General features: G+C 71.6%; 19 protein-coding genes. 6 read left to right on the top strand and 13 right to left on the bottom strand.

Annotated elements, in window-relative coordinates; genetic code table 11:
- The 11 genes from ACQPWZ_RS29380 to ACQPWZ_RS29330 form a co-directional block, all read right to left on the bottom strand.
- Positions 1-933 (bottom strand): S66 peptidase family protein, encoded by a 933-nt coding sequence (locus tag ACQPWZ_RS29380; RefSeq protein ID WP_405573890.1) that lies wholly within the window; start codon positions 931-933, stop codon positions 1-3.
- Positions 930-2933 carry a prolyl oligopeptidase family serine peptidase gene (locus ACQPWZ_RS29375; protein WP_340476288.1) on the bottom strand — a complete coding sequence of 668 codons (2004 nt, stop codon included), beginning with the start codon at positions 2931-2933 and terminating at the stop codon, positions 930-932. The genes ACQPWZ_RS29380 and ACQPWZ_RS29375 overlap by 4 nt, the downstream gene beginning before the upstream one ends.
- Before the next feature lie 11 nt (positions 2934-2944).
- The gene (locus tag ACQPWZ_RS29370; protein WP_356703782.1) at positions 2945-4279 is read right to left on the bottom strand and encodes a M20/M25/M40 family metallo-hydrolase; all 1335 of its coding nucleotides are present in this window, start codon (positions 4277-4279) and stop codon (positions 2945-2947) included.
- The gene (locus ACQPWZ_RS29365) at positions 4272-5105 is read right to left on the bottom strand and encodes a M55 family metallopeptidase (RefSeq protein ID WP_433572806.1); all 834 of its coding nucleotides are present in this window, start codon (positions 5103-5105) and stop codon (positions 4272-4274) included. The genes ACQPWZ_RS29370 and ACQPWZ_RS29365 overlap by 8 nt, the downstream gene beginning before the upstream one ends.
- Positions 5106-5216: 111 nt before the next feature.
- Entirely contained in the window at positions 5217-5978 is a 762-nt protein-coding gene (locus ACQPWZ_RS29360; protein ID WP_433572805.1) for a PIG-L deacetylase family protein, read from the bottom strand.
- A gap of 84 nt (positions 5979-6062) precedes the next feature.
- Positions 6063-6689 (bottom strand): papain-like cysteine peptidase, encoded by a 627-nt coding sequence (locus ACQPWZ_RS29355; RefSeq protein WP_433572804.1) that lies wholly within the window; start codon positions 6687-6689, stop codon positions 6063-6065.
- Between the two features lie 28 nt (positions 6690-6717).
- Positions 6718-7869, bottom strand: coding sequence for an SAM-dependent methyltransferase (locus ACQPWZ_RS29350; protein ID WP_433572803.1), 1152 nt, complete (start codon positions 7867-7869; stop codon positions 6718-6720).
- 185 nt (positions 7870-8054) lie between these two features.
- On the bottom strand, positions 8055-8804 hold the full coding sequence (locus tag ACQPWZ_RS29345) for a class I SAM-dependent methyltransferase (protein ID WP_433572802.1): 750 nt from the start codon (positions 8802-8804) through the stop codon (positions 8055-8057).
- 184 nt (positions 8805-8988) lie between these two features.
- Positions 8989-11409, bottom strand: coding sequence for an ATP-binding SpoIIE family protein phosphatase (locus ACQPWZ_RS29340; protein WP_433572801.1), 2421 nt, complete (start codon positions 11407-11409; stop codon positions 8989-8991).
- A gap of 123 nt (positions 11410-11532) precedes the next feature.
- Positions 11533-13923: an MFS transporter gene (locus ACQPWZ_RS29335; RefSeq protein WP_433572800.1), complete on the bottom strand. Its 2391-nt coding sequence runs from the start codon at positions 13921-13923 to the stop codon at positions 11533-11535.
- Positions 13924-14159: 236 nt separating this feature from the next.
- The gene (locus ACQPWZ_RS29330; RefSeq protein ID WP_340476279.1) at positions 14160-14603 is read right to left on the bottom strand and encodes an SRPBCC family protein; all 444 of its coding nucleotides are present in this window, start codon (positions 14601-14603) and stop codon (positions 14160-14162) included.
- 172 nt (positions 14604-14775) lie between these two features.
- On the opposite strand from ACQPWZ_RS29330, the gene ACQPWZ_RS29325 reads away from it, so the two are divergent.
- The 3 genes from ACQPWZ_RS29325 to ACQPWZ_RS29315 all read left to right on the top strand — a co-directional run bounded on the left by ACQPWZ_RS29325 (position 14776) and on the right by ACQPWZ_RS29315 (position 16844).
- Entirely contained in the window at positions 14776-15810 is a 1035-nt protein-coding gene (locus tag ACQPWZ_RS29325; protein ID WP_433572799.1) for an Rv2578c family radical SAM protein, read from the top strand.
- Positions 15811-15911: 101 nt separating this feature from the next.
- Entirely contained in the window at positions 15912-16319 is a 408-nt protein-coding gene (locus ACQPWZ_RS29320; RefSeq protein ID WP_327678742.1) for a RidA family protein, read from the top strand.
- 24 nt (positions 16320-16343) lie between these two features.
- Entirely contained in the window at positions 16344-16844 is a 501-nt protein-coding gene (locus tag ACQPWZ_RS29315) for a GNAT family N-acetyltransferase (RefSeq protein WP_327678744.1), read from the top strand.
- Here ACQPWZ_RS29315 and ACQPWZ_RS29310 read toward each other — a convergent pair.
- Positions 16834-18489 (bottom strand): helix-turn-helix domain-containing protein, encoded by a 1656-nt coding sequence (locus ACQPWZ_RS29310; protein ID WP_433572798.1) that lies wholly within the window; start codon positions 18487-18489, stop codon positions 16834-16836. The two genes, ACQPWZ_RS29315 and ACQPWZ_RS29310, sit on opposite strands and share 11 nt — an antisense overlap.
- A gap of 179 nt (positions 18490-18668) precedes the next feature.
- Here ACQPWZ_RS29310 and ACQPWZ_RS29305 point away from each other — a divergent pair, with 179 nt between their 5' ends.
- On the top strand, positions 18669-19262 hold the full coding sequence (locus ACQPWZ_RS29305) for a hypothetical protein (protein WP_433572797.1): 594 nt from the start codon (positions 18669-18671) through the stop codon (positions 19260-19262).
- 301 nt (positions 19263-19563) lie between these two features.
- On the opposite strand, the gene ACQPWZ_RS29300 is transcribed toward ACQPWZ_RS29305, so the two are convergent.
- The gene (locus tag ACQPWZ_RS29300; RefSeq protein WP_340476274.1) at positions 19564-20130 is read right to left on the bottom strand and encodes an adenylosuccinate lyase; all 567 of its coding nucleotides are present in this window, start codon (positions 20128-20130) and stop codon (positions 19564-19566) included.
- A gap of 357 nt (positions 20131-20487) precedes the next feature.
- On the opposite strand from ACQPWZ_RS29300, the gene ACQPWZ_RS29295 reads away from it, so the two are divergent.
- The gene (locus ACQPWZ_RS29295) at positions 20488-22269 is read left to right on the top strand and encodes a 3-hydroxyacyl-CoA dehydrogenase family protein (RefSeq protein ID WP_340476273.1); all 1782 of its coding nucleotides are present in this window, start codon (positions 20488-20490) and stop codon (positions 22267-22269) included.
- A gap of 142 nt (positions 22270-22411) precedes the next feature.
- The gene (locus ACQPWZ_RS29290) at positions 22412-23257 is read left to right on the top strand and encodes a TetR family transcriptional regulator (RefSeq protein ID WP_433572796.1); all 846 of its coding nucleotides are present in this window, start codon (positions 22412-22414) and stop codon (positions 23255-23257) included.
- The last annotated feature ends 155 nt before the right edge of the window (positions 23258-23412 follow it).

Here is a 23412-nt window from a genome sequence, read left to right as displayed (position 1 = left end):
TCAGATCAGCGCCGGCTCGTCCAGCGTGAGGGTGCACGACTCGGCGTCCAGCACCGCCGGAACGCCGAGCGGCATCGTCAGAGCGGTGTCGCTGTGCCCGAAGCCCAGCTCCTCGACCACCGGGACACCGAGGCCGCCCAGCCGGTCCCGGAGGACGGCCCGGATCTGTTCGTACGGGCCGCACTGCGCCCAGGAGCCGAGGGCGACACCCGCGACGCCGTCGAGCCAGCCGGTGCGCAGGAGCTGGGTGAGCACCCGGTCGAGGCGGTAGTCCTCTTCGCCCACGTCCTCCAGCAGCAGCAGTCCGCCCCGGGCGGAGGGTCTGGCGTGCGGTGTGCCGAGGTCCGCGGCGAGGAGGCTGACGCAACCGCCGAGGGTGACGCCCCGGGCCCGGCCGGGGATCATCGTGCGGGCCGTGTCCAGGCCGAGTGTGCGCACCGACTCCGGCTCGAACAGTGTGGCCCGCAGCGACTCCTGCGTGCGGTCGTCCTTGAGGAAGGTGACCGCACCCACCATCGGCCCGTGCAGTGTGGCAAGGCCCATGCGGGTCGCGAACGCCTCGTGCAGGGCGGTCACATCGCTGTAACCGACGAACACCTTGGACCCGGCGGACCGTATGGCCGTCCAGTCGAGGAGGTCGGTCATGCGCTGCGCGCCGTAGCCCCCGCGGGCGCAGATGACGGCCGACACCGAGGGGTCGCACCAGGCCTCGGTCAGGTCCCGGGCGCGGTCGTCGTCGGATGCGGAGAGGTACCAGAACTCCGGGTGCCGCCCCCGGACATGGGGCATCACGACAGGCTCCAGGCCCCAGCCCCGCAGGATGCCGAGGCCCTCCTCCAGGCGGTCGTCGGGGACGGGACCGCTCGGTGCGACGACGGCGACCCTGTCCCCCGCCCGCAGTCGTCGGGGCCGCGTCAGGGGCGTGACGGTCACTTCTTGAGCTCCAGCAGCGGGATGTCGGACCGGGCGATCCCGAAGGTCTGTGCGTACAGGGAGAGTTCGGCCTCCAAGGCGCGGATCATGGTCTCCGCGCGGCGGAAGCCGTGACCCTCCCCCTCGAAGGCGATGTAGGCGTGCGGCACACCGCGGCCCGCCATCCGCGCCAGGAACCGCTCGCACTGCACGGGCGGGCAGATGACGTCGTCGAGACCCTGGAGCAGCAGGAACGGTGTGGAGATCCGGTCGACGTGCTCCGACGGCGAGCGCTCGCGATAGCGGCCGGGCACCTCGTCGATCGGTCCGATCAACGACTCCAGATAGCGGGACTCGAAGTCGTGGGTCTCGCTCGCGGCCCAGCTCACCAGGTCCAGCACGGGGTAGATGACCGTGCCGCAGGCGTACACATCGGTGCTGGTCAGGGATGCGGCGGTGGTCCATCCTCCGGCGCTGCCGCCACGGATGGCGAGGCGGGCCGGGTCCGCGGTGCCCTCGGCGGCGAGGGAGGCGGCGACGGCCGCACAGTCCTCGACGTCGACGACCCCCCACTGCTCGCGCAGGCGCTCGCGGTATTCCCTGCCGTATCCGGTGGAGCCGCCGTAGTTCACCTCGGCGACCCCGATGCCGCGCGAGGTGAAGTAGGCGATCTCCAGGTCGAGGACGAGGGGGACCTGACTGGTGGGGCCGCCGTGGGCCCAGATCACGAAGGGCGGCAGCTCGTCGTCGGGCGCCACCCGGTCGGGGCTGTGCGGCGGGTAGATGTGCGCATGGATCGCACGGTTGTCGGGACCGGCGAAGGTACGGATCTGCGGCTCCGGGTAGTACGCCGGGTCCACCGGGTCGTCATGCGCCGAGCCGATGACCCGGGTACGCCCCGTGCGGGTGTCCAGCTCGACGATCTCGTAGGCGCTGCGGGGGCTGGCCGCCACGCCGATCACCCGGTCGCCGTGCACGGTGAGCATGGGGGCCCAGTCGGTCCAGGGCCCGGCGGCGTCCACGAGTTCGCCGGTCTCCGGGTCGAGTATCCCGAGGGTGGTGGCGCCCTTGCCGTGGATCACGGCGACGAGTCCGTCGGCCAGGGGGCGGAACCAGGTGAGGCCCAGCTTCCACAGCGGCCCGCCGAACTCCTCCCCGCGGCCGGGGCACAGCGGGGTGGGCCGCGCGACACCGGACCCGAGGGCTTCCGGCCGGACGCGCTGGAGCTCCCACCAGTTGCCGGCGTCGGAGACGAAGAGCAGCGAGCCGTCCGGAGCCCAGTCGACCTGGCAGACGGACTCGTCGCTCTCGCCGACGACGGGGCGCACCGAGGCGAACGGGCCGTCGTGGGTGACCTCGCCGAGCATCACCACGGTGCCGTCCCAGGGCATCCGCGGATGGTCCCAGGCGATCCAGGCCGCGTGGCGTCCGTCCGGCGAGAGCCGCGGCCCGGTGACGAAGCGGTGGCGGTCGTCGGAGAGCTCCCGCACGGCGCCGCGGTCCCGGGCTGCCGAGCCGTCCAGTGGCACGGCAGCGATCACGCGCCGCACATCGGTGGGTGCCGCGCCGGTGAACTCCTCCAGCACGCACCACACTTCGTTCCGCTCGGCGTGGATCCTCGGCTCGGCCCAGCGCAGGCCCCCGCCGACCGACGACAACGGCGTGAGGGGGCGCGGCTCGGCACCGGGCTCGTCCGGCTCGTAGGCGTACAGCCGCTGGTCGACGAAGTTCACGAAGACGACGAGCGCTCCGCCGTCGCCTTCCACGACGCCGTCCCAGGGGTGTCCGCCGTACTCGATGACGCGGCTGCGGACGTTCCACGGAGCGGGGAGCACGGATTCCTCGACGCCGTCGGCCCGGCGGCGCATCAGGGCCCGTCTGCCGCCTTCGGTGGGGCGCGGCGCCGTCCACCAGACCTCGTCACCGACCATGCCGGGGAACTCGGGCCTGCCGCTGTGCGACGCGGCGAGCGCCGCGTCGATCGGCGACGGCCACGTTCCGTAGGCTCCTGTCGGTACCATTCCAACTCCCCCTATGCGGACCGCAGATAATGGTCGAGCACCCGCACCCCGAAGTGGAGTGCCTCCACCGGGACCCGCTCGTCGACACCGTGGAACATCGCCGCGTAGTCGTAGCCGTGGGGCAGCTTCAGCGGCGAGAAGCCGTAGCCCGTGATCCCGAGCCGGGAGAACTGCTTGGCATCGGTGCCGCCCGGCATGCAGTACGGCACGACATGGCCTTCGGGGTCGAACCGCTCGACGGCCGCGCGCAGTTGGGCGAAGGTCGGGGAGTCGACGGGTGCCTGGAGGGGCACCTCCCGGTGATGGAACTCCCAGTCCACGTCCGGTCCCGTCAGCCGGTCCATGGTCTCGCGGAACTCGTCCTCGCCGCCGGGCACCATGCGTCCGTCGACGAATGCCGTGGCATGGCCGGGGATCACATTGATCTTGTAGCCGGCGTCCAGCATGGTCGGATTGGCGCTGTTGCGCACGGTCGGCTCGACGAGGGCCGCGGACGTGCCGAGCTTCAGCATCAGTTCGTCCGCGTCGAAGTCGTCGGCTTCCACATCGGCGTCGAGGCCCTGAAGGGCGGCGAGCTCGGCGAGAGCCGCACGCACTGTCGGGGTGAGCCGCAGCGGCCACCGGTGGTCCCCGATCCTGGCGACGGCGGCCGCGAGGCGGCTGACCGCGTTGGTCCGGTTGACCTTGGAGCCGTGACCGGCCCGCCCGTGTGCGGTGAGCTTGAGCCAGGCGGTGCCCCGCTCCCCCGCGGCGATGGGGTAGAGCGTCATCCCGGGACCGGCGTGAAAGCTGAACGCCCCGGACTCGCTGATCCCTTCCGTGCACCCCTCGAAGAGACCGGGGTGCTCGTCGGCGAGGAAGCCGGAGCCGTCGGCCGCGCTGGCCTCCTCGTCGGCGGTGTAGGCGATGACGATGTCCCGCCGGGGCCTGACGCCCGCCCTGGCCCAGGCCCGGACGACCGCCAGGATCATCGCGTCCATGTTCTTCATGTCGACCGCGCCGCGGCCCCAGACGACGCCGTCGCGGATCTCACCGGAGAAGGGGTGCACCGTCCAGTCGTCGGGTTCGGCGGGCACGACGTCCAGATGACCGTGGACCAGCAGGGCGTCGGCCGACGGATCGGTGCCCTCGATGCGCGCGACGACATTGGTGCGTCCGGGGGTGCGCTCCAGCAGGGTCGGTTCGATTCCGGCGTCGGCGAGCCGCTGCGCCACATACTCCGCGGCGGGCCGCTCGACGCAGTCCCCGCCCCCGCGGTTGGTCGTGTCGATCCGGATGAGCTCGGAGGTGAAGGTCACCACCTCCTCGAGCGCCCGGTCGTCGATGGGCCCTGTCACGTCAGCCATACTGCTCCTCCATCGCCGCCGAGACGATCGTCGTGACCGCTTTGAAAGCGCGGATGCCTTCGAACATGGTCTCGCTGCTGTAGGCGACCCGCCGTTCCCCGCTGCCCGCGACCCCGGGCACGACGGTGGCGGCGGCCGCCAGATGGTCCGCGTCGAATTCCAGCTCCACGGTGAACGGCCCGCCGCGCACCGGATCGTGGCGCACGGCGAGCGCGGTCGCCTCCTTGGCCGCGGCACGGATGTCGGCCGCGGTACGGGCCGGGGTGCGGCACACCGCCGCGTACCGCGAGACATGGTCCTTCACCGCGACCGTGCGGGCCGCGGGCGCGTATCCCCCGGCGTCGACGCAGGTCAGGTCGTCCCCGGTGACGAGGACGACCGGCACGCCGTACTCCGCGACCACGTGCGCGTTCAGCAGGCCCTCGCTCGCCCGGGTGCCGTTCAGCCATACGCCCGTGATCGAGTTGGCCAGGTAGGTGTGCGCGAGCACGCCCTGGGTGCCGGCGCCCGTGTGATAGCCGACGAAGGCGATGCCGTCCACGTCGCCGTGCTGCACGCCCTCGACCATGGACAGCGACTTGTGCTTCCCGGTGAGCATCTGCACCCGCTCGTCCAGCTGCTCCAGCAGCAGATTGCGCATGGTCCAGTGCGCTTCGTTGATGAGCACCTCATCGGCGCCGCCGTCGAAGAAGCCGACAGCCGCGGCGTTCACATCGGAGGTGAACAGGACCCGGCAGCGCTCCCACTGGGGAGTGCCCGGCAGCACGTCGGCAGGCCAGGTGACACCGGTGGCGCCCTCCATGTCGGCGCTGATGAGGATCTTCATGCGACGAAACCGTACGCGTCGCCCGGCACGTCGACCAGCCCTGTGGATAACTGCCTCTGGGGTGGACCACTGGCATCACCCGTTCCGGTCAACGCGCGCCGTCCGCCGACGTCAGGACCCCGCGTCCGGAGGTGTCCCGGGCTCCAGGGACCAGACCAACTCGGCGCTCAGCGGTCCCGTGCGGGCGAGGAATCCGCCGTGGTCACCGGCGAGCATGGCCTGCTGCGAGCCGTGGCACAGCACGGCCGCCCGCTTGCGTGCCCACTGGTCGTCGTCGAGGCGCAGACCGTGCCGGACCGTGGTGCGGTGGCCGTCCAGCAGTTCCCGGTACGCCGGGCCGTAGGTGGTGTTCGCCCTGAGGGCGGCGTCGGCCTCGTCGGTTCCCCACTCGGGCAGATGGCCGGTGTAGGGGAGGTCCGCGTAGACCCAGGGCAGGGGCGCGCGGAGGCCGGCGAGGACCTTCAGGGCCCGGCGCCGCACCGTCGCGTGGTCGGGCTGGTTCGTGCCGAGCGGGACGAGGAGGCGGACATCCGGCGCGAGAGTCTCCACAAAGGCGTCCAGGCCGGGGAGTTCGGCGCTGTCGGCGTAGGGACCGTCGGGATGGTCGAGCACCACCTGTTCGGCACCGAGCAGGTCGCACGCCGCGGCGTCCTCGGCCCGGCGGCACCGGTGGGCCTCGGCCGCGGAGGAGAAGCCGCAGGAGCTGTCCCACCAGGACGTCGGAGCGTCCGCGGGCGGGGCGCCGCCGTACACGGTGACGATCGCGGTCGGCCCGGGCAGCAGGGGCAGCAGCCCGCCCAGGGAGAGCGCGGCGTCGTCGAAGTGCGGCGAGAGGACGACCGTGCGCCACAAGGGGTGTGCGGACACAGACATGGGCTCCTCGGTGGGGTCGGACGGGCGGGAGGGGTCGGGCGGCGCCCGCCCTCCGGGGAACCGTGGCCCCCGGGGGTTCAGGGATCAGCCGGATCCGGGCCACAGGACGTGCGGGGCGAGCCGGGCGAACGCGGCGTCCCAGGCGCCGTCGTCGCCTTCCCAGCGTCCGGGCCGGGCCGCGACGGTGTCCCAGGCGATGCCCGGCGGCAGCGCGGCGGCGTCCGGTGGGGGCGTCCGGCGCAGCCAGAGCAGCGTGAACCGGTGGCCGGGGCTGCGGGCGGACAGCAGTGCTCGAAGCCGTCGGAGGTCGGCCGCTGTGAGTTCGTCGAACGCGTCGTGGTGCACATAGAGGACCCGGGCGTCGGAGGAGGTCAGCTCCCGCCACCGCGCTGCCAGGTGCTCGAACTTGGCCCTGACCGCCGGGAACTGCCGCGCGATGTCGTCCGCGGTCAGCGGTTGTCCCTCCGCGGCCCGGAACTCGTGGAAGAACCGGATGTCGGACCCCCGGTCGAGTGCGCAGGCTCCGTCGCCGAACGGCTCGGTCAGCCCGGGCCGCAGTACATTGCGGAAGTCGGATTCCACGGCTTCGAGCACGGACTCGAACTCCAGGTCCAGCCAGTCGAAGAAGTGCGCGCGGTCGCTGCCGGTGATGCGCCGGATCTGGTAGGTCGACTCGCAGTGGTATCCGAGCCCGACACAGACGTCGTACACAGGGGCCCTCCGGGGCGCGACAGCGATGTCAGCCGGCGGTCCGGCGCAGCAGGACGCCGACGCTGCCGCGTTTGCTCAGATAGGCCCGGCCGCCGCACACCGACTCCACGGCGGGGAAGACCAGTTGGGTCTCGTCGACCTGTTCCCAGCCCGTCGAGGCCGCGAGCCAGGGACGCAGCCGTGTGGCGAGGGCCGCCGGTTCCAGGGCGACGAAGACCAGATCGGCCGGAAGGCTGTCCAGGAGGCCGAGATCCTGGCCGTAGTAGAGCATCTCGATCAGCAGGTACGCGGCGCCCGGAAGACGTCGTTCGGCGGCGAGCGTCTCGAGGTCGTCGGGGTGCACGCGGGCCTCGCCGGTGACGCGTTCGGCGAGCCGGGCGCGGAACAGCGCGTTGGGCTCGGTGGCCTCGACGTCGAAGCCCTTGCCGGTGAGCCGGGTGGTGAGTGCTCCCTCGCAGGCGCCGACCTCGATCAGCGGTCCGTCGTCGAGGGTGCACCAGCCCGCGATCCACGAGGTCGTGGCGTCGAGTCGTTCCTGCTCGTAGGCGGAGGTGGCGAACTCCCAGGGGTCGACGACCGAGGCGGCGTCGTCCCCGAGGCTCGCGAGCAGGGCGAACAGCCGCTCGCGCTCGTCGGCACCGGCGGCGAAGAAGCGTTCGGTCGCCGGGATACGGGCGGTGTCGAGCCGGTGCTGGGCGGAATCGGTACGCAGCAGATGACCGCAATGACGGTTCACGAAGCGGAGTTTGGCGGCGACGAGGTCGCGGTCGAGGGGACGGTCGAGGTCGCTGACGACCTGGAGGTAGGGCGAGTAGCCGACCGCATGGAGTACGGGCAGGCCCCCGGCCGCTGTGGCCGCGTCCCGCCCGAGCAGGCCGCGGCTGCCCCGGTTGTCGGCGGGCGAGTGTGTCCAGACCCGGGCCGCCCGGCCCGCCGCGGCTGTGACGATGGCTTCGGCGAGCGGACCGGGCCCGGGTGAGGCGGCGGCTTCGTCCACCGGCCGTTCCCGCCGGGCCAGCGCGGCGAGCCGGTCGGCCCGGTTGCTTCCGGCGGGCAGCACCACCGATTCCGCGGCGCGGGCGCACAGGACGTGGACCTCGCGGGCCTCGGGGTCGGTGAGTACGGAGAGAAAGTCGAGAACCGCGTCCTCGGCCCTCAGCACCACCACGATGTCGATCACAGCCCGGTCCCATCAGCAGCTCGGCAGGAGCGGACCCGTGACCGGGGTGAGCGGTGCGGGTCCACAGCGCACCCTAACCACAGTTCACCGTCGTGGTCCAGACCAATTTTTGGTGACAGGGGAAGAATCTGACGGACAGTCATATGCCGTGCCGGGAAAGGGCAGTGGAACTCGTGGGGCGTACGTCAGCGGCGGCCGAGAACCAGCCACTTCGAGGGCAGCTCGATCCGCGAACCATCCTTCTGGTACTCGGTCGTCGTCAGCGGAAGGCTTCCGCTCGCGAACACCGTGAGTCCCGCCGTACGGAAGTACTCGACCATGTCCGCGTCCGACACCGCTCCGGGCACGATGCCGTGCCGGAACACCGGCTGGAGCTTGGGCGGCGGCCCGGACGCCGCCTGGGCCAGCCGGGCCAGCTGCTGTCCCGCGGCCTCCGCCAGCTCCACCACGAACGCCCGCCCCCGCTCACCGACCAGGGTCGCGACCGTGTCGGCAAGGATCTGGCGGTCCTGCGGGTCGCACTGGTGGAGCACTCCGCGCATATAGACGTTGCAGTCGCCGAGCTCCTCGCGCAGTGCGGCCACCTGGTCGGTGTCGACGGCGTCGAGCTGCCGGAACCGCATCTCACCCGAGGGCGCGTCGCCGCCCGCGGCCTGGGACTTCTCCTGCTGCGCGGCGAGTTCGACGGCGGCGTCCGAGAGATCGGCGCCCATCACCGTGGGGAAGCGGTCGGCGAGGAAGCGGGTCTGGGTGCCGTTGCCGCAGCCGAGGTCCAGCAGGGTCAGTCCGGGGTGGTCCACATGCGGCTCGTACAGCGCCAGATGCAGTCCCGCGGTGAGCGCCGGCTCGGCGTCCCACAGGACCGATCCCGGTTCACCGGAGGCCTCGCCCCAGAAGCCGTCCCAGGCGTCCTTGTACCGACTCGTCACGCTCATGACCAGCTCCCCAGGATGTGACACGACGTCAAGATCGGTCTACCGCTCCGTTGTTACGGCGACAAGCATCGTGTGCATACCTTCACGTCGCGTTCGACAGCGTGACGGTCGGCCCACGAGGGCTCGCCGGCGCAGAAACGGGTCTGCCTTACACGTGCCCCGCCGGCGCGGACCCAGACGCGCCCTACGCCCGCCCCGCTCGCGCAGCAGCCCCTGCCCGGGGCAGAGCCAGCTCGAACCACACGGTCTTGCCGCCTGCCGTACGGCTGGTCCCCCACTCACGCGACAGCGCGCTCACCACCCGCAGTCCGCGCCCCGCCTCGTCGTCCCCCGAGGTGTCGAGCAGTGTCGGCAGGGTGTGGTCGTCGTCCGCCACTTCGCACACCAGCGACTCGGCTCTGACCAGCCGCAGTTCCGCACGGCGCCCGTCCGCATGGCGGATCGCATTGGTCACGACCTCGCCGACCAGGAGCTCCACGGTCTCGGTCACCGAGGTGAGCCCCCAGGACGCCAACTGCCCACGGACCAGCCGGCGCGCCCGCGCCGCCTCCCGCGGCTCCAGCGACAGTTCCCAGGTCGCGACCGACTCGGGAGTGATGCCGTTGAGCCGGGCCATCAGCAGAGCGACGTCGTCCTTGCGCCCACCACGGGTGTTGAGCGATCGGATGATGGTGTCGCAGGCCTCGTCCATCGAGGCGGCCGGGTGCGCCGCCGACTCGCACAGCGTCGCGAGGCCGACCCCGATGTCCTCTCCCCGCACCTCCACCAGACCGTCGGTGCACATCACGAGGCGGTCGCCGGGGGCCACCGGCACCCGGACACTCCGGAACGGCACCCCGCCGACGCCGATCGGGGCGCCGGTGGGCAGGTCGAGCAGTTCGCTGCGCCCGTCGGCCGCCCGGACGAGGACCGGCGGCACATGCCCGGCGTTCGCCATCAGCAGCTCGTGCCGGATGGGGTCGTAGACCGCGTACAGACAGGTGGCGAGATAGTGCTCGCCGAGGCGCTGGGCGAGGTCGTCGAGGTTGCGCAGCAGCTGCTCGGGAGGCAGGTCGAGCGCGGCCATCGTCTGTACGGCGGTACGCAACTGACCCATCATCGCCGCCGAGTTGAGCCCGTGACCCATGACGTCGCCCACCACCAGGGCGGTCCGTGAACCGGGCAGCTTCACGGAGTCGAACCAGTCGCCGCCGACCCGGCCGAGCAGGGTGCCCGGCAGATAGCGGGTGGCCGTGTCGCACCCGGCCATCCGCGGGGTGACCTGCGGCAGCATCGAGTCCTGGAGCGTCTCGGCGACGCTCTCCTGGTAGGTGTACATCCGGGCGTTGTCGAGGACGAGCCCGGCGCGCGCGGCCAGTTCGGCCCCGGTCACCCGGTCCATGTCGTTGAACAGGGCGCGCTCCGCGTGGCGCAGCAGGACCATGAAGCCCAGGACGACGTTGCGTGCCTTCAGCGGCACGACGAGCATGGAGCGGCCGTTGATCAGCGGCCGGATGTCGCGCTTCTCGAACTGCGAGGCGATGGCGGTGCCCATCTGCTCGCTGATCCTCGGCACCAGCACCGGATCACCGGTGGTCATGCACTGGAAGAACGGTGTGTGCTCGGGGAACGGCATCGACTCGCCGACCGGTACGACATCGTCCCAGCGGCCCGGTTCGTCGACGTGCTCGACGGCGACCCGGTGCCACAGGGTGGTCGCGTCGGGCGGCCCGTCCGGGAAACCTTCGCCCGCGATGACCTGCTCACGCAGATACGTGCCCGCGACATCCGTGAAGCGCGGTACGACGGCCGCGCTGACCTCCTGGATGGTGCGGGAGAGGTCGAGGGAGGATCCGATGCGGCCGCTCACCTCGTTGAGGAATTCGAGGCGCTCACGGACCGCGGCGTACTCGAGGTCCTGCTCCAGATCGGCGGAATCCGCGTCCCGGCCCGCGGCGACGGCCGCTTCGGCCGCCCGCTGCCGTGCCCTGCGCTCGGCGCGCCGCGGCACACCCCAGTCGGGCGTGACCGGCACCCGGTCGTGGTGACTGAACTCCAGTACCGGGTAGCCGAGTTCGAGGATCTGGGAAACGATCCGTGTCGACTCCTGCACGCTCATGCTGGGCAGGATCTCGGGGAGCCTGCGCGCCAGTTCGTCCGAGCCGGAGAACTCGGTGTGCAGGGCGAAGCCGGGCGCGATGCGCTCGACCCTCTCGTCCTCGGCTCCGAACAGCCGTGCGTCGGCGGCCAGGACGAGCAGTCGCTCGGTGCCCGGTCCGACCATGGGGTAGGCCCACCAGAGCACGTCGAGCCGCTCGCTGCCGGGTTCGGAGAGCCGGGCCCTGCCCGCCGCCGGGTAGGAGGTGCGGCCGTTCAGCGGTGCGTCGAGGCCCGTGCCGAGGCCGCCGTACCCCTCGTACTCGTCGTCGGCCGCCAACGCTCCGGTGACGGGGAGCAGTTCGGTGGCGGGCCGGCCGACGGCCTCCTGACGGGCATGGCCGAAGAGCCTGCGCGCTCCGGTCGACCAGTGGGAGACCAGGCCGTCGCCGTCCACGACGACCACGGCGAGCGGAATCCGGCCGGCCACGGCGAACTGCCGTGGCGGTGTCGGAACACCACTGTCCATGGCTGGGAGGCTCCTTCCCCGCCGCCGGAAACCGCGGCCTCGGCACCACGGTACGGCGGCGGCGACACGGTGCGCGGCGCAACCGCGGAATAGGTGGTGCGCCCGCGCGAAACTGACAAAGAGTCAGTCCTCGTGCCCCAACTGGAGATCGCGTTCGGTGCGCCCCCCGCCCGCGACCTGCAGAACTGTGGCGACCGGCGGATAGCCCGCCGCGATCACCGTGTACTCGCCGGAGGAGAGGTCGACGAACCGGAAGGTGCCGTCGGGACCCGTGGTGAGGGTGTCGACCACATTGCCCGCCGCGTCGAGGAGCGTCACGCGGGCCTCCTCCACGGGACGCCCGCCGCCGGCCCGCACCGTGCCGCGCAGCACCGCGCCTCCGGCCAGTTCGACGTCCTGCCGGGTCTCCCGCGAGGCCTGCACGCTCACCGGGAGCGCGGCGGGGCGGAAGGCGGGGGCGCTCGCGGCGAGCGTGTACTCCCCCGCCACGAGTTCCGTCATCACATACCCGCCCTCGCGCCCGCTGCGAGTGGTGGCCACGACATCGCCGCGGACATCGGTGAGGGTGACCGTCGCCTCCCGTACGGGCAGGCCGTCGGCGGTGGTCACCGTCCCCGCGAGACGTCCGGCGCCGCCGAGGACCACGTCCAGTTCCACGGGGCGTTCGCCGACGGTGACGGTGACCGCCTGCGGCTGGTGCCCGCCGGCCGCGGCGATCATCACATAGGAGCCGGTACCGGGCACGCTCAGCGCGTACCGCCCGTCCTCGCCGCTGGCACCCCGGCCGATCTGCTGCCCCTGGACGTCGATGAGGGTGAGGGCGGCGCGCGGCACGGTGGTGCCGTCGTGGTGCTGGACGGTCCCGCAGACGGGGACGCCGAAGGAGTGGGCGGGCGCACTGCGGGCCGGGGGCACCGAAGCGGTCTCGGCGGCGGAGGCGTTGTGGGACACCAGCGGTTTCTCCTTGAGGAAGAAGGCGATGAACAGGCCGAGCACGAGCACCGGCACGAGATAGAGGAAGATCCGCGGCATGGCGTCGGCGTACGCCTGGATGTAGCCGTCGCGCATCACCGGCGGCATGGCGTGCACGAGCTGCGGGGTGATCGACTCCGGGTCCGGCAGGCCCGCGCCCTGCGGGAGGCGGTCGGCGAGCGAGTCGGTGAGCCGGTCGGCGAAGAGGGTGCCGAAGACCGCCGCGCCGACGCTGCCGCCGATCTGGCGGAAGTAGTTGTTGGCGCTGGTGGCGGTGCCGAGGTCGGCGGGCGGTACGGCGTTCTGCACGGCGAGGATCAGCACCGGCATCACCAGACCGATCCCGACACCGAGCACCGCCTGCCAGGCGCTGTACTCCAGCCGCGACGTGTCCGTCTCCAGGCGCGACAGCAGCCACATACCGGCGACCGAGACCGCGCTGCCGAGCACCGGGTAGACCTTGTAGCGCCCGGTACGGCTGATGAGCTGGCCGGAGACGATGGAGGCGACGACGATGCCGCCCATCATCGGAAGCATCAGCAGACCCGACTCGGTGGCGCTGGCTCCGTCGACCATCTGGAGGAAGGTCGGCAGATAGCTCGCGGCGCCGAAGAGTGCCACGCCGACGACCGCGCCGACGAGACTGGTGATATTGAAGACCGAGTCGCGGAACAGCCGCAGCGGGATGATCGGTTCGGGGGCGAAGGACTCGACGACGAGGAAGAGGACGGCTGTTCCGGCGGCGCCGGCCGCCAGGCCGAGGATGACGTGTGAGTCCCAGTCGTACTCCGTGCCGCCCCAACTGGTCAGCAGGACGAGGCAGGTGGAGGCGGCCGCGAGGAAGAACGCGCCCAGTACGTCGAGCCGTCCTCGTGCGGCGGGCTTCGGCAGCTTCAGCACGGCGGTCACCACGACGAGCGTGAGCACACCGAAGGGGACGTTGAAGTAGAAGCACCAGCGCCACGAGACATGGTCGGTGAAGAACCCGCCGAGCAGGGGTCCGGCCACGGAGGCGAGACCGAAGGCGGCCCCGATGAGGCCCATGAACCGCCCGCGGTCCCGGGCCGGGACGATGTCGGCGATGATCGCCTGGACGCCGATCATCAGGCCGCCGGCGCCGATGCCCTGGATGGCGCGGAAGGCGATGAGCTGGTCCATGCTGCGGGACCATCCGGCCAGTGCCGAGCCGATGATGAAGACGACGATGGCGAACTGGAAGACGCCTTTGCGTCCGAAGAGGTCACCGAGCTTGCCGTAGATGGGCAGGCCCACCGTGGCGGTGAGCAGATAGGCGGTGATCGCCCAGGGCATCCGGTCCAGCCCCTGGAGCTCACCGACGATCTTGGGCAGCGCGGTGGCGACGATCATCTGCTCCAGCGCGGCGAGGAGCAGCGCGAGCATCAGGCCGCAGAAGACGAGGCGTACGCGCCGGGGGCTGAGCGGTTCGGGGGCCGCGACCGCGACGGCCGGGGGTGAGGGATCCGAGGGACCGCCGGCGACCGGTGCGGCCTGCTCGTCCTTCACCAGAGTGATGCCGCCCACGTATCTGCTCCCCTCGTCACGCCCTGCGCGGCGTAATTCTTCGCATTACACGCCAAGAGGGAGCAAGCGGGGCGCTGTTCGGGGACGCGGCGCGCCGTGGGCGCCAACTGCCGTTCGGGGGGCGCGCGTCGGGCGCTCATCAGGGGCTTTCCCGCGGCTCGTGGCGCCGGGGGCGCATCACGAGACCGCGGGGAAAACCACTCGAAACGGTGAGTGTTACCGCGACTCGGGCGGGCCTACTTCTCGACCTCGTGCGCGAGCTTGTCGAGCTCGGCGTCGTAGATGCGGGCGAGCCCCTTGGGGGCGAAGGTCCGCTCGAAGAATCCGCCGATACCGCCGGCGCCGTTCCAGACGCTGGTGACGACGACCTTGGACTTGCCCTCCCCCGCGGGGGTGACGGTCCAGGTGGTGACCATGGAGGAGTTGCGGTCCTTCTCGACCAGCTGCCCGTCGGTGGGCTCGGTCACCTCGAGGAGGCAGTCGCGGATGCGCTTGCTCGTCGCCTGGAGCTTCCAGTGCACGAGGGTGCCCTCGCCGTCCCCGCCCTCCCGGACCTCGTACTCGCTGAAGTGCTCGGGCAGCAGCTTCGCGCGGGTGTTCTCGTAGTCGGCCAGGGCATCGAACACCTTCTCCGCGTCCGCCGAGATGATTCGTTCCGTGGTGGCCTCGACCTGCGCCATTGCTGTTCCTCCAGCACTCGGTTGTTCGGGGTGGCGCTAGCCAACCACCTCGGGTGCGGGCACCCAAATCCGCAGCTTCGGTGCCGACGGCGCACAAGGGTGCCCACAGGGGTTGCAGTGATCATGGGAACACGTGTTCTATTCTGGGGTCAGTGCTACCGAGGAGGCGACCATGCGCTGGGACAATCTGGTCGAGAACCCCGCAACGGCCGGGGAGACCGCGCTGTTCGGGACGTCCGCGGTGACCACCAGGACATTCGACACACCGGAGTTCCGGGGGATCACCTTCCACGAGGTCCGCGCGCGTTCGATTCTGAACCGGGTGCCCGGAGCCTCCCGCATGCCGTTCGAGTGGACGGTGAACCCCTACCGCGGCTGCTCGCACGCCTGCGTGTACTGCTTCGCCCGCAAGACGCACAGCTATCTCGATCTCGACACCGGCCTCGGCTTCGACTCCCAGATCGTGGTGAAGATCAACGCGCCCGATCTCCTCCGACGCCAGCTGGCGTCCCGCCAGTGGCACGGCGCGCATGTCGCGATGGGCACGAACGTCGACTGCTACCAGCGGGCCGAGGGTCGCTACCGCCTGATGCCGGGCATCATCTCGGCGCTGCGGGACCGGGCGAACCCCTTCTCCATCCTCACCAAGGGGACCCTGATCCTGCGCGACCTGGACCTGCTGGTGCAGGCGGCTGAGGTGACCGACGTCGGGATATCCGTGTCGGTGGGCTTCATCGACGAGACGCTGTGGCGCACGGTGGAACCGGGCACACCGGCGCCGGAGCGCCGCCTGGATGTCGTGCGCTCCCTCACCGACCACGGGATCGGCTGCGGGGTGCTGATGGCACCCGTCATCCCCTTCCTCGGCGACCGCCCGGACCAACTGCGCGCGACAGTGAAAGCGATCGCCGCCTCGGGGGCCACGTCGGTGACCCCGCTCGTGCTGCATCTGCGGCCCGGTGCGCGCGAGTGGTTCATGGCCTGGGTGGCCGAGCACCATCCCCATCTCGTACGGCGCTACGAGCGGCTGTACGCGGAGGGGGCGTACGCACCCAAGTGGTACCAGCGGCGGATCACCCGCCATGTCCACGAACTGGCGGCCGAGTTCGGGATCGGACCGGCGAACCGTGGGATGCCCCGCCGGATCCGTACGCCGGAGGCCGCGGTCGAGGAGGCGGTGGCGCCGACGCAGCTGACCCTGCTCTGAGACCGCGCGCCTGGCGGGCGGGGGAGCGGGAGGACCGGCGGACGGGCGGGCGAGGGAGCCGTCCGGTCCGGATTGTCAGTGGCGTACGCAAGGATGTACGCATGACTGCACAGCTCACCCATGTGAAAGCCCCCCACGGCGTGGCCCCCGGCACCGGCTACAGCCATGTCGTCTGGGGCACCGGCCGGTTCGTCGCGATATCCGGGCAGTGTGCCTTCGACGAGGACGGCAGGATCGTGGGCGAGGGCGACCCCGCGGCACAGGCGCGGCAGGTGTTCGAGAACATCCGCCGGTGTCTCGCCTCGGCGGGTGCGACGTTCGCGGACGTCGTGAAGCTGACGTACTTCGTGACCGATGTCGCGCAGCTGCCCGCGGTGCGTGCCGCCCGGGACGAGGTGTTCGCCGGGGAGCACCTGCCGGCGAGTTCGGCGGTCCAGGTGGCTGCCCTGTTCCGGCCCGAACTGCTCGTGGAGATCGAGGCGTTCGCGCTGGTCGGGGAGGAGAACTGAACCGTGGGGGTGCGGATCCGGGACATGACGATCGATGACTGCGACGCCGTCGCCACCGTTCGGGTGCGAGGATGGCAGGCCGCGTATGCGGGGCTGATGCCGCAGTCCTACCTCGATGCCATGAGTGTGGCCGAGGACGCGGAGAAGCGCCGCGGCTTCTTCGCCCGGAGCGCGGGCCGGGTGACCAATGTGGTCGCGGAGCGGGACGGCACCGTGGTCGGCTGGGGCTGCTTCGGGCCGAGCAGGGACGCGGGCACGACCGCCGACAGAAGCGAGTTGTACGCGATATACGTGCTGCCCGAGCAGGTCGCGACGGGCGTGGGGCGTGAGCTGATGGAGGAGCTGACGCGCCGGGCGTGGGAGGCCGGGTTCCGCGGGATGGAGCTGTGGGTGCTCAAGGAGAACGACCGCGCGCGCAGGTTCTACGAACGGGCCGGCTTCACTCCCGACGGCGCGGAGGAACTCTTCGACGTGGACGGGGTGCCGGTACCGGAGGTCCGCTACACGCGGTCTCTCACCGGATAGCTCCTGTCGTGACGGGTGCCTTCGACGGATGTGCGCCGGCCCTCGTCCCGGCACCGGCTTGCGTGCCCGCACCCGACTCGGCGCCCGCTTCCGTCCCGCCGTCCCCTCCCGGTTCGGCGTCCGTCTCGGCGTCCGTCTCGCTCCCTGCCGAGATCCAGCGGCGGGAACCGGAGTCGTACTCGTGGACCGGCCTGCCCTGGTAGCCGCTCGTGCGGAACGGGCGCCCGTGGTCGTCGATGCGCACGGTGCCGGACCGGTCGCCGCTGCTCCACGCCAGCTCCAGGAACCAGTCGCAGTCACAGGTGACCGTGCGGCCGGTGACCAGCAGAATCTCCGGGTCCTTCGCCGACACCTTGTAGGGGAAGGAGAGTGCGGGGATCGGATCCCCGGCGTCGTTGCCCGCCACGGAGCGGGCGACCGGGCGGGAGGCGTCGAGGTTCACGTCGAACAGCCGCGGAGTGATCGATCCGCCGCAGCCGGGGCTCATGCTGTACGCGTCGGCCTTCAGCGGTGCCCGCCGAGCAACCACCCGGACCTGGATGCCGTGGAGCACGACGGCCGTGTCGTTTCGGCCCTGCACCGTGATCCGTACACCGGCGTCGCCCGCGTGCACCGCGCCCACGGACCGCGCCCACTGTTCGGCGTCGGCCTCGGCCGGCGGAGGGGGTACGGCGGAGGGGCCGCGCTTCACGAGATAGGTGTGGCCGCAGCCGTTCTGCCACACATGCTGATCCGTGGTCCAGGTGAACGGCGTGCCGCTTCCCTGTGCTTGGGGGCCGCCGGGCGCCCGGGTGGCCTTCGTCCGGGGATCGGGGGTCTTCCCCTCCCCCGCGCCGTGCTCGCCTTCCGCCGACTCCGTGCCGGCCGCCTCGGGGGTGGTGAGCTCCTGAGGAGCGGAGCCGTCCCCCGGCGGCTGAGAGGTGCCCGAGTCCTGGTCGCCGGGCTGCTGGGCCGTCGTGCGCTGCCGGTCCGCCGCGGAGAGCGGTGACCGGTCGAAGGCCATGAGCAGGACGAGCGCGAGGACGGACGCGACGAGGGCGGCGGCGTAGACAGCGGGGCGACGGAACCGACGCGAGCCGGCCCCTGCGGGCACGGCCGCAGGTGCGGCCGCGGGCACGGCCGCCCGCGGGGGACGTTCTGCGGATTCCCGGTCTGCGAGCGGGGGCCGGCCCGGGACGGGGATGCCGACACTCACGTCCTCGCCGGGGACCGCCGGAACAGGGTCGGCCGAAACGGGGGTGGCCGGAGCGGGGGTGGCCGATGTCTGGGAGGTGACCGACGTGTCCGACGCCTCCGAGGTGTCCGAGGTGTCCGAGGTGTCCGTCGGGCCCGAAGTGCCGTGCGGGGCACCGGCGTCCGCCCGGCCGCCACCGCTTTCCATGCGCCGGCGGCGGTCCGCGTCCGCCCGTACCCACAGCCGGTGCAGTGCGATCAGGTCGTCGCCGGCGCAGCCGCACAGCCTGGCCAGTCGTTCGATCGGCGCGAACTCCACCGGCACCGTGCTGCCCGAGCAGTACCGGTGCAGAGTCGACGCGCTGACGCCCACCCGACGTGCCAGCGCGCCGTAGCTGCGGCCCGACGCGTCCCGGATCTCGCGCAGCCGCTGCGCGAACGCCTCGGTTTCGGACTCTCTCGGTGTGCTCACGCCTTTCAGCTCCCCCCGGCCGTCCCAGGACGGCGTTTCACCCCTGCTGAAGAGTCCCACGTCAACGGGGGTGGAATGGTTCCACGGTTCCGGACGTGCCTCAGGTGCTTGCCGCCGTCTCACGAGCCGTCAAAGCTGGTGATCGCTCCACCAACCACGAACAACGGGGAAGTCCTTTCATGAACATGTTCCGCACCGCTGCCCTGACCACGGCGGCCGTCGGTCTGACGGTCGTCACGATCGGCGCGGCCACTGCCGCTCCCGTGACGCCCGCCTTCCTTTCCGCCTCCCAGTTGCCGGCCGCCTCCACCGCCTGGCACGCCGACCCGGTGAAGCCCGGCACGGGCGACGACTTCTGCACCCAGGGAGTCGCGCCCCACGCGGCAAGCAGGCACCGGGAGTTCAGGACCGAGCTGGACACCGGAGCGCAGCAGACCATCACGGTCGCGGCCACCGAGGCCAAGGCGAAGGCGCTCGTCACCAAGCTCCGCGCATCGGTCGAGAGCTGCCTCGACCGGATGAAGGAGCAGTACCCGACCATCGAGGGTGAGGCCTTCCACCACGGCAGGGTCGATGTGGAGGAAGGTGCGAACGTCTACAGCATCGACACTCACGACACGGAGATCGGCTCCTCCGACATCGCGCTCTACTCGGTCGGCCGCGACGGCAAGGCCGTGACGGTGGTCCGCTGGAGCCAGTTGGGCGAGCTGGACGGGGCGCCCCTGGACGGGTTCCGGAAGACCACGCGCTCGGCGGTCGCCAAGCTCTACTGATCCTCGCGCGCCGCCGGCCCCCGACCGGCGCGGACCGCCGCGGGCCGGCGCGCACGAGCACGCCACAGACTGCCCGTCGGGTTCTACCGACCCCGACGGGCACATCGGGGGAGCCCGCGGGCTCCGGGTCCGGAATCCTCCGGCCCGGAGCCCGCATGCGTTTCTGCGGCCACGAGCCCGCTTGCGTTGCGGCACCCTCCGTGCCCGGTCGCCCAGGAAGCGCCTCCGCGGGACCGTAAGGCACCCGCCGGCCTCGTCGGTCTCGTCGGTCGCGTCGGTCGCGTCGGTCGCGTCGGTCGCGTCAGCCGATCCTGGCCAGCGCCGCCTCCGCCGCCGCCGTCAGACGCGGATGCGTCCGTGCGGATCGCAGTATGTCCCCCGCGCGCCGGTCGCCGAGTGCCCCGAGGCCCTCCACACAGGCGAGCGCCACCCGCCAGTGCGGATCGCCCGGTGCCAGACGGCGCCGGAGCACCGTGATCAGGGCCGGTGCGGATTCCGGGGCGCGCAGGCGGGTGAGCAGCCGGACCGGCACCAGGGCGTAGGCGACCCTCAGCTCGTTCGTGGCCAGCGCGGCCGCCGCCCGCGGTGTACGGGGGTCGGCCAGCGCGGCCAGCGCGTGCGCGGCGGAGACACAGCGCGCGGGATCACGGTGGTTGAGCAGCAGTACCAGGGCTTCGAAGGCCCGCCGGTCCCCCGCGCACCCGAGCCGGAAGGCTGCCATCTCCCGCGCCCACAAGGGACGTTCCTGTTCGATGAGGACGCCCGCGAGCTCCTCCTGGTCCTCGGTCGCCAGCAGCCGTTCATAGGCGACCGAGCCGCCCGACTCGCCCCTCAGCCGCTGGGCCAGCGACCGTAACTCCTCGTCCATGCCGGTCAGCGTAGCGACGGGAGGGGCCGCGCACGGCGGCGATCCAGATCACACCGGACCAGGTCTGGCGCGCTCGTTACTGGCGAGTTAATCTCAAGTGAGCGGGTAACCCCCGCACAGCTCCCGGTGGCCTGGTGACGCAGCCGCCGCGAGTGCAGTCGGTTCGGCAAGCACCGTGATGCGTCGGTGGACGTATCGCGTACGGCGTGACTCCGGGACAGAGTCCGCCGGCCCTGCACCACGACACGCAATCGACGTGCGCCGTGCGCCCTATGGCACCTCCCCACGCGCACCGCCCGTGCGCCTCTCCCCGCGCGCACCTCCTCTTCAGTCGTCACTCATCCCTGGAGTCCCCTGATGGACACCCCTCTCCACACCATTGCCGTCGTCGGCCTCGGCACCATGGGCACCGGCATCGCCGAGGTGCTCGCCCGGGCCGGCCGTGAGGTCATCGGCATCGACATCAGCGCCGCGGCCGCCCGCCAGGCCGTCGTCGCCCTCGAAGCCTCCACCGCACGCGCCGTGGAGCGTGAGCGGATCACCGAGGAGGAACGCCGCAACACGCTCGCCCGCTTCCGCACGTTCTCCGATCTCCAGGCGGCCGCCGACGCGGATCTCGTGATCGAGGTGGTGTCCGAGTCGTACGAGGCCAAGCAGCAGGTCTTCCGTGCGCTGGACGGCATCGTCCGCCCCACCACCATCGTCGCCACCGGCACCAACGCCCTGTCCGTGACCCGCCTGGCCGCCGACTCGTCGCACCCCGAGCGCATGCTCGGACTGCACTTCTTCAACCCCGCCCCCGCGATGAAGCTGGTCGAGGTCGTCTCCTCGGTGCTGACCGCGCCCGCCGCCGTCGAAGCGGTCACCTCGCTGGCGCGTGAGCTCGGCAAGGAGCCCGTCGCCGTGGGCGACCGGCCCGGTTTCGTCGCCGACGGACTGCTCTTCGGCTATCTCAACCAGGCCGCCGCGATGTACGAGGCCAAGTACGCCTCCCGCGAGGACATCGACGCCGCGATGAAGCTCGGCTGCGGCCTGCCGATGGGACCGCTGGCACTGCTGGACCTGATCGGCATCGACACCGCCCGGACGGTTCTCGACGCGATGTACTCCGCGTCCCGTGACCGGCTGCACGCGCCCGCCCCCATCCTCAAGCAGCTGAGCGAGGCCGGCCTGACCGGCCGCAAGGCGGGGCGCGGCTTCTACACCTACGCGGCACCCGGTGCCGCGATCCCGGTGCCGGATGCCCTCACCCCGCAGCCGGCCGCCGAGGGAGCGGGTGGCCGTGAGGTCCGTTCCGTGGGCGTGGCCGGTTCCGGGACCATGGCGAGCGGCATCGCCGAGGTCTTCGCCAAGGCGGGCTACGACGTGGTGCTCGCCGCGCGCTCGCTCGAGAAGGCGGAGACGGCCAAGTCCCGTATCACCAAGTCTCTTTCGCGTTCTGTCGACAAGGGCCGGATGACGGCCGAGGCGCGGGACGAGGCGCTCGGCCGGATCACTCCCGCCGGCTCCCTGGACGCCTTCGCGGACGTCGATCTCGCGGTCGAGGCCGTCGCCGAGGATCTGGAGATCAAGCAGCAGCTCTTCGCCACCCTGGACAAGATCTGCAAGGAGGGTGCGGTGCTCGCCACCACCACCTCCTCGCTGCCGGTCGTGGCCTGCGCCCGCGCCACCTCGCGCCCGCAGGACGTCATCGGTATGCACTTCTTCAACCCGGCGCCGGCGATGAAGCTGGTCGAGGTCGTCCGTACCGTTCTGACGGCCGACGACGTCCACGCCACGGTCCGCGCGGTGACCGCGAAGATCAAGAAGCACCCGGTGGACTGCGGCGACCGTGCCGGATTCATCGTGAACGCGCTGCTCTTCCCGTACCTGAACAACGCGATCAAGATGGTCGAGGAGCACTACGCGACCCTCGACGACATCGATGCCGCGATGAAGCTGGGCGGCGGCTACCCGATGGGGCCCTTCGAACTCCTCGACGTGGTGGGGCTCGACGTCTCGCTCGCGATCGAGAAGGTGCTGCACCGCGAGTTCCGCGACCCGGGTCTCGCTCCCGCGCCACTGCTGGAGCACCTGGTGGCGGCGGGCTGCCTCGGCCGGAAGACCGGGCGTGGCTTCCGCGAATATGCCCGCCGCTGATCACCCCGCCGGCTGGGGCGGACTGCTCGATCCCTCGGACGGTCCGCCCCCGGCTCCGGCCCCCGTTTCCGCCCCCGCCACAGGGGCGGGCGCCCCCCACCCACAGGCGCGCTCTCCTGCACGGATGCAGTACGTTCAGGTCATGCCGCAGCCCGCCAAGCCCGCCCGTACCAAGGCCACGTCCGACGCCCCGGAGAGCGCAGCCGGCAGTCGCGCCGCCGCACAGCGCCTCAAGATGCGGCGCGAACTGGCCGCCGCGGCGATGGAACTGTTCGCGACCAAGGGCTACGAAGCGACGACCGTGGACGAGATCGCGGCGGCTGCGGGCGTCGCGCGGCGGACCTTCTTCCGCCACTTCCGCTCCAAGGAAGAGGCGATCTTCCCGGATCACGACGACACGCTCGTACGGGCCGAGGCGGTGCTGAACGCGGCTCCGCCCCACGAGCACCCGCTCGACACGGTGTGCCGGGGAATCAAGGAGGTCATGCGGATGTACGCGGCCTCCCCCGCCGTCTCCGTGGAGCGCTACCGGCTGACCCGCGAGGTCCCGACCCTGCGGGAGCGCGAGATCGCCTCGGTGGCCCGCTACGAGCGGCTGTTCACCCGCTATCTGCTGGGGCACTTCGACGAGCGGGACCACCACGACGGCAACGACGATCCTCTGCTGGCGGAGGTGGCGGCGTCCGCGGTCGTCACCGCGCACAACCACGTGCTGCGCCGCTGGCTGCGCGCCGGCGGCCAGGGCGACGTGGAGACCCAGCTCGACCACGCCTTCGCGATCGTCCGGGACACCTTCGGCACCGGCATAGGGGCGGGCCGCTCGCGGGACCGGGTGCCCACGGCGTCCGCGTCCCGCTCAGGCGATCCGGCACCGGCCGCGGCGGTGACCACCGAGGGCGAGGTACTGGTGGCCGTGGCGCGCACGGACGCGCCACTGGAGGACGTGATGCGCACGATCGAGCGGGCGCTTCAGGACCGCCGCACCTGACCCGCAGTGCCGGGGTTCCGACCTCCCGCAGGGCCCCGAAGTTCATACGGATGGCGGTACCCGCGGCCCCCGGGCCGCCCCGGGAATCACCCTCAGGCTCCCTGCTCCGAGCAGCGGAGCGCACGCGATCACTCACAGTGAGCAACGGCCGTCCC

This window comes from Streptomyces sp. CA-251247 (genome assembly GCF_050952975.1).
GTDB classification, from domain to species: Bacteria; Actinomycetota; Actinomycetes; order Streptomycetales; family Streptomycetaceae; genus Streptomyces; species Streptomyces achmelvichensis.
This window is presented reverse-complemented; position numbering and strand designations above follow the sequence as displayed.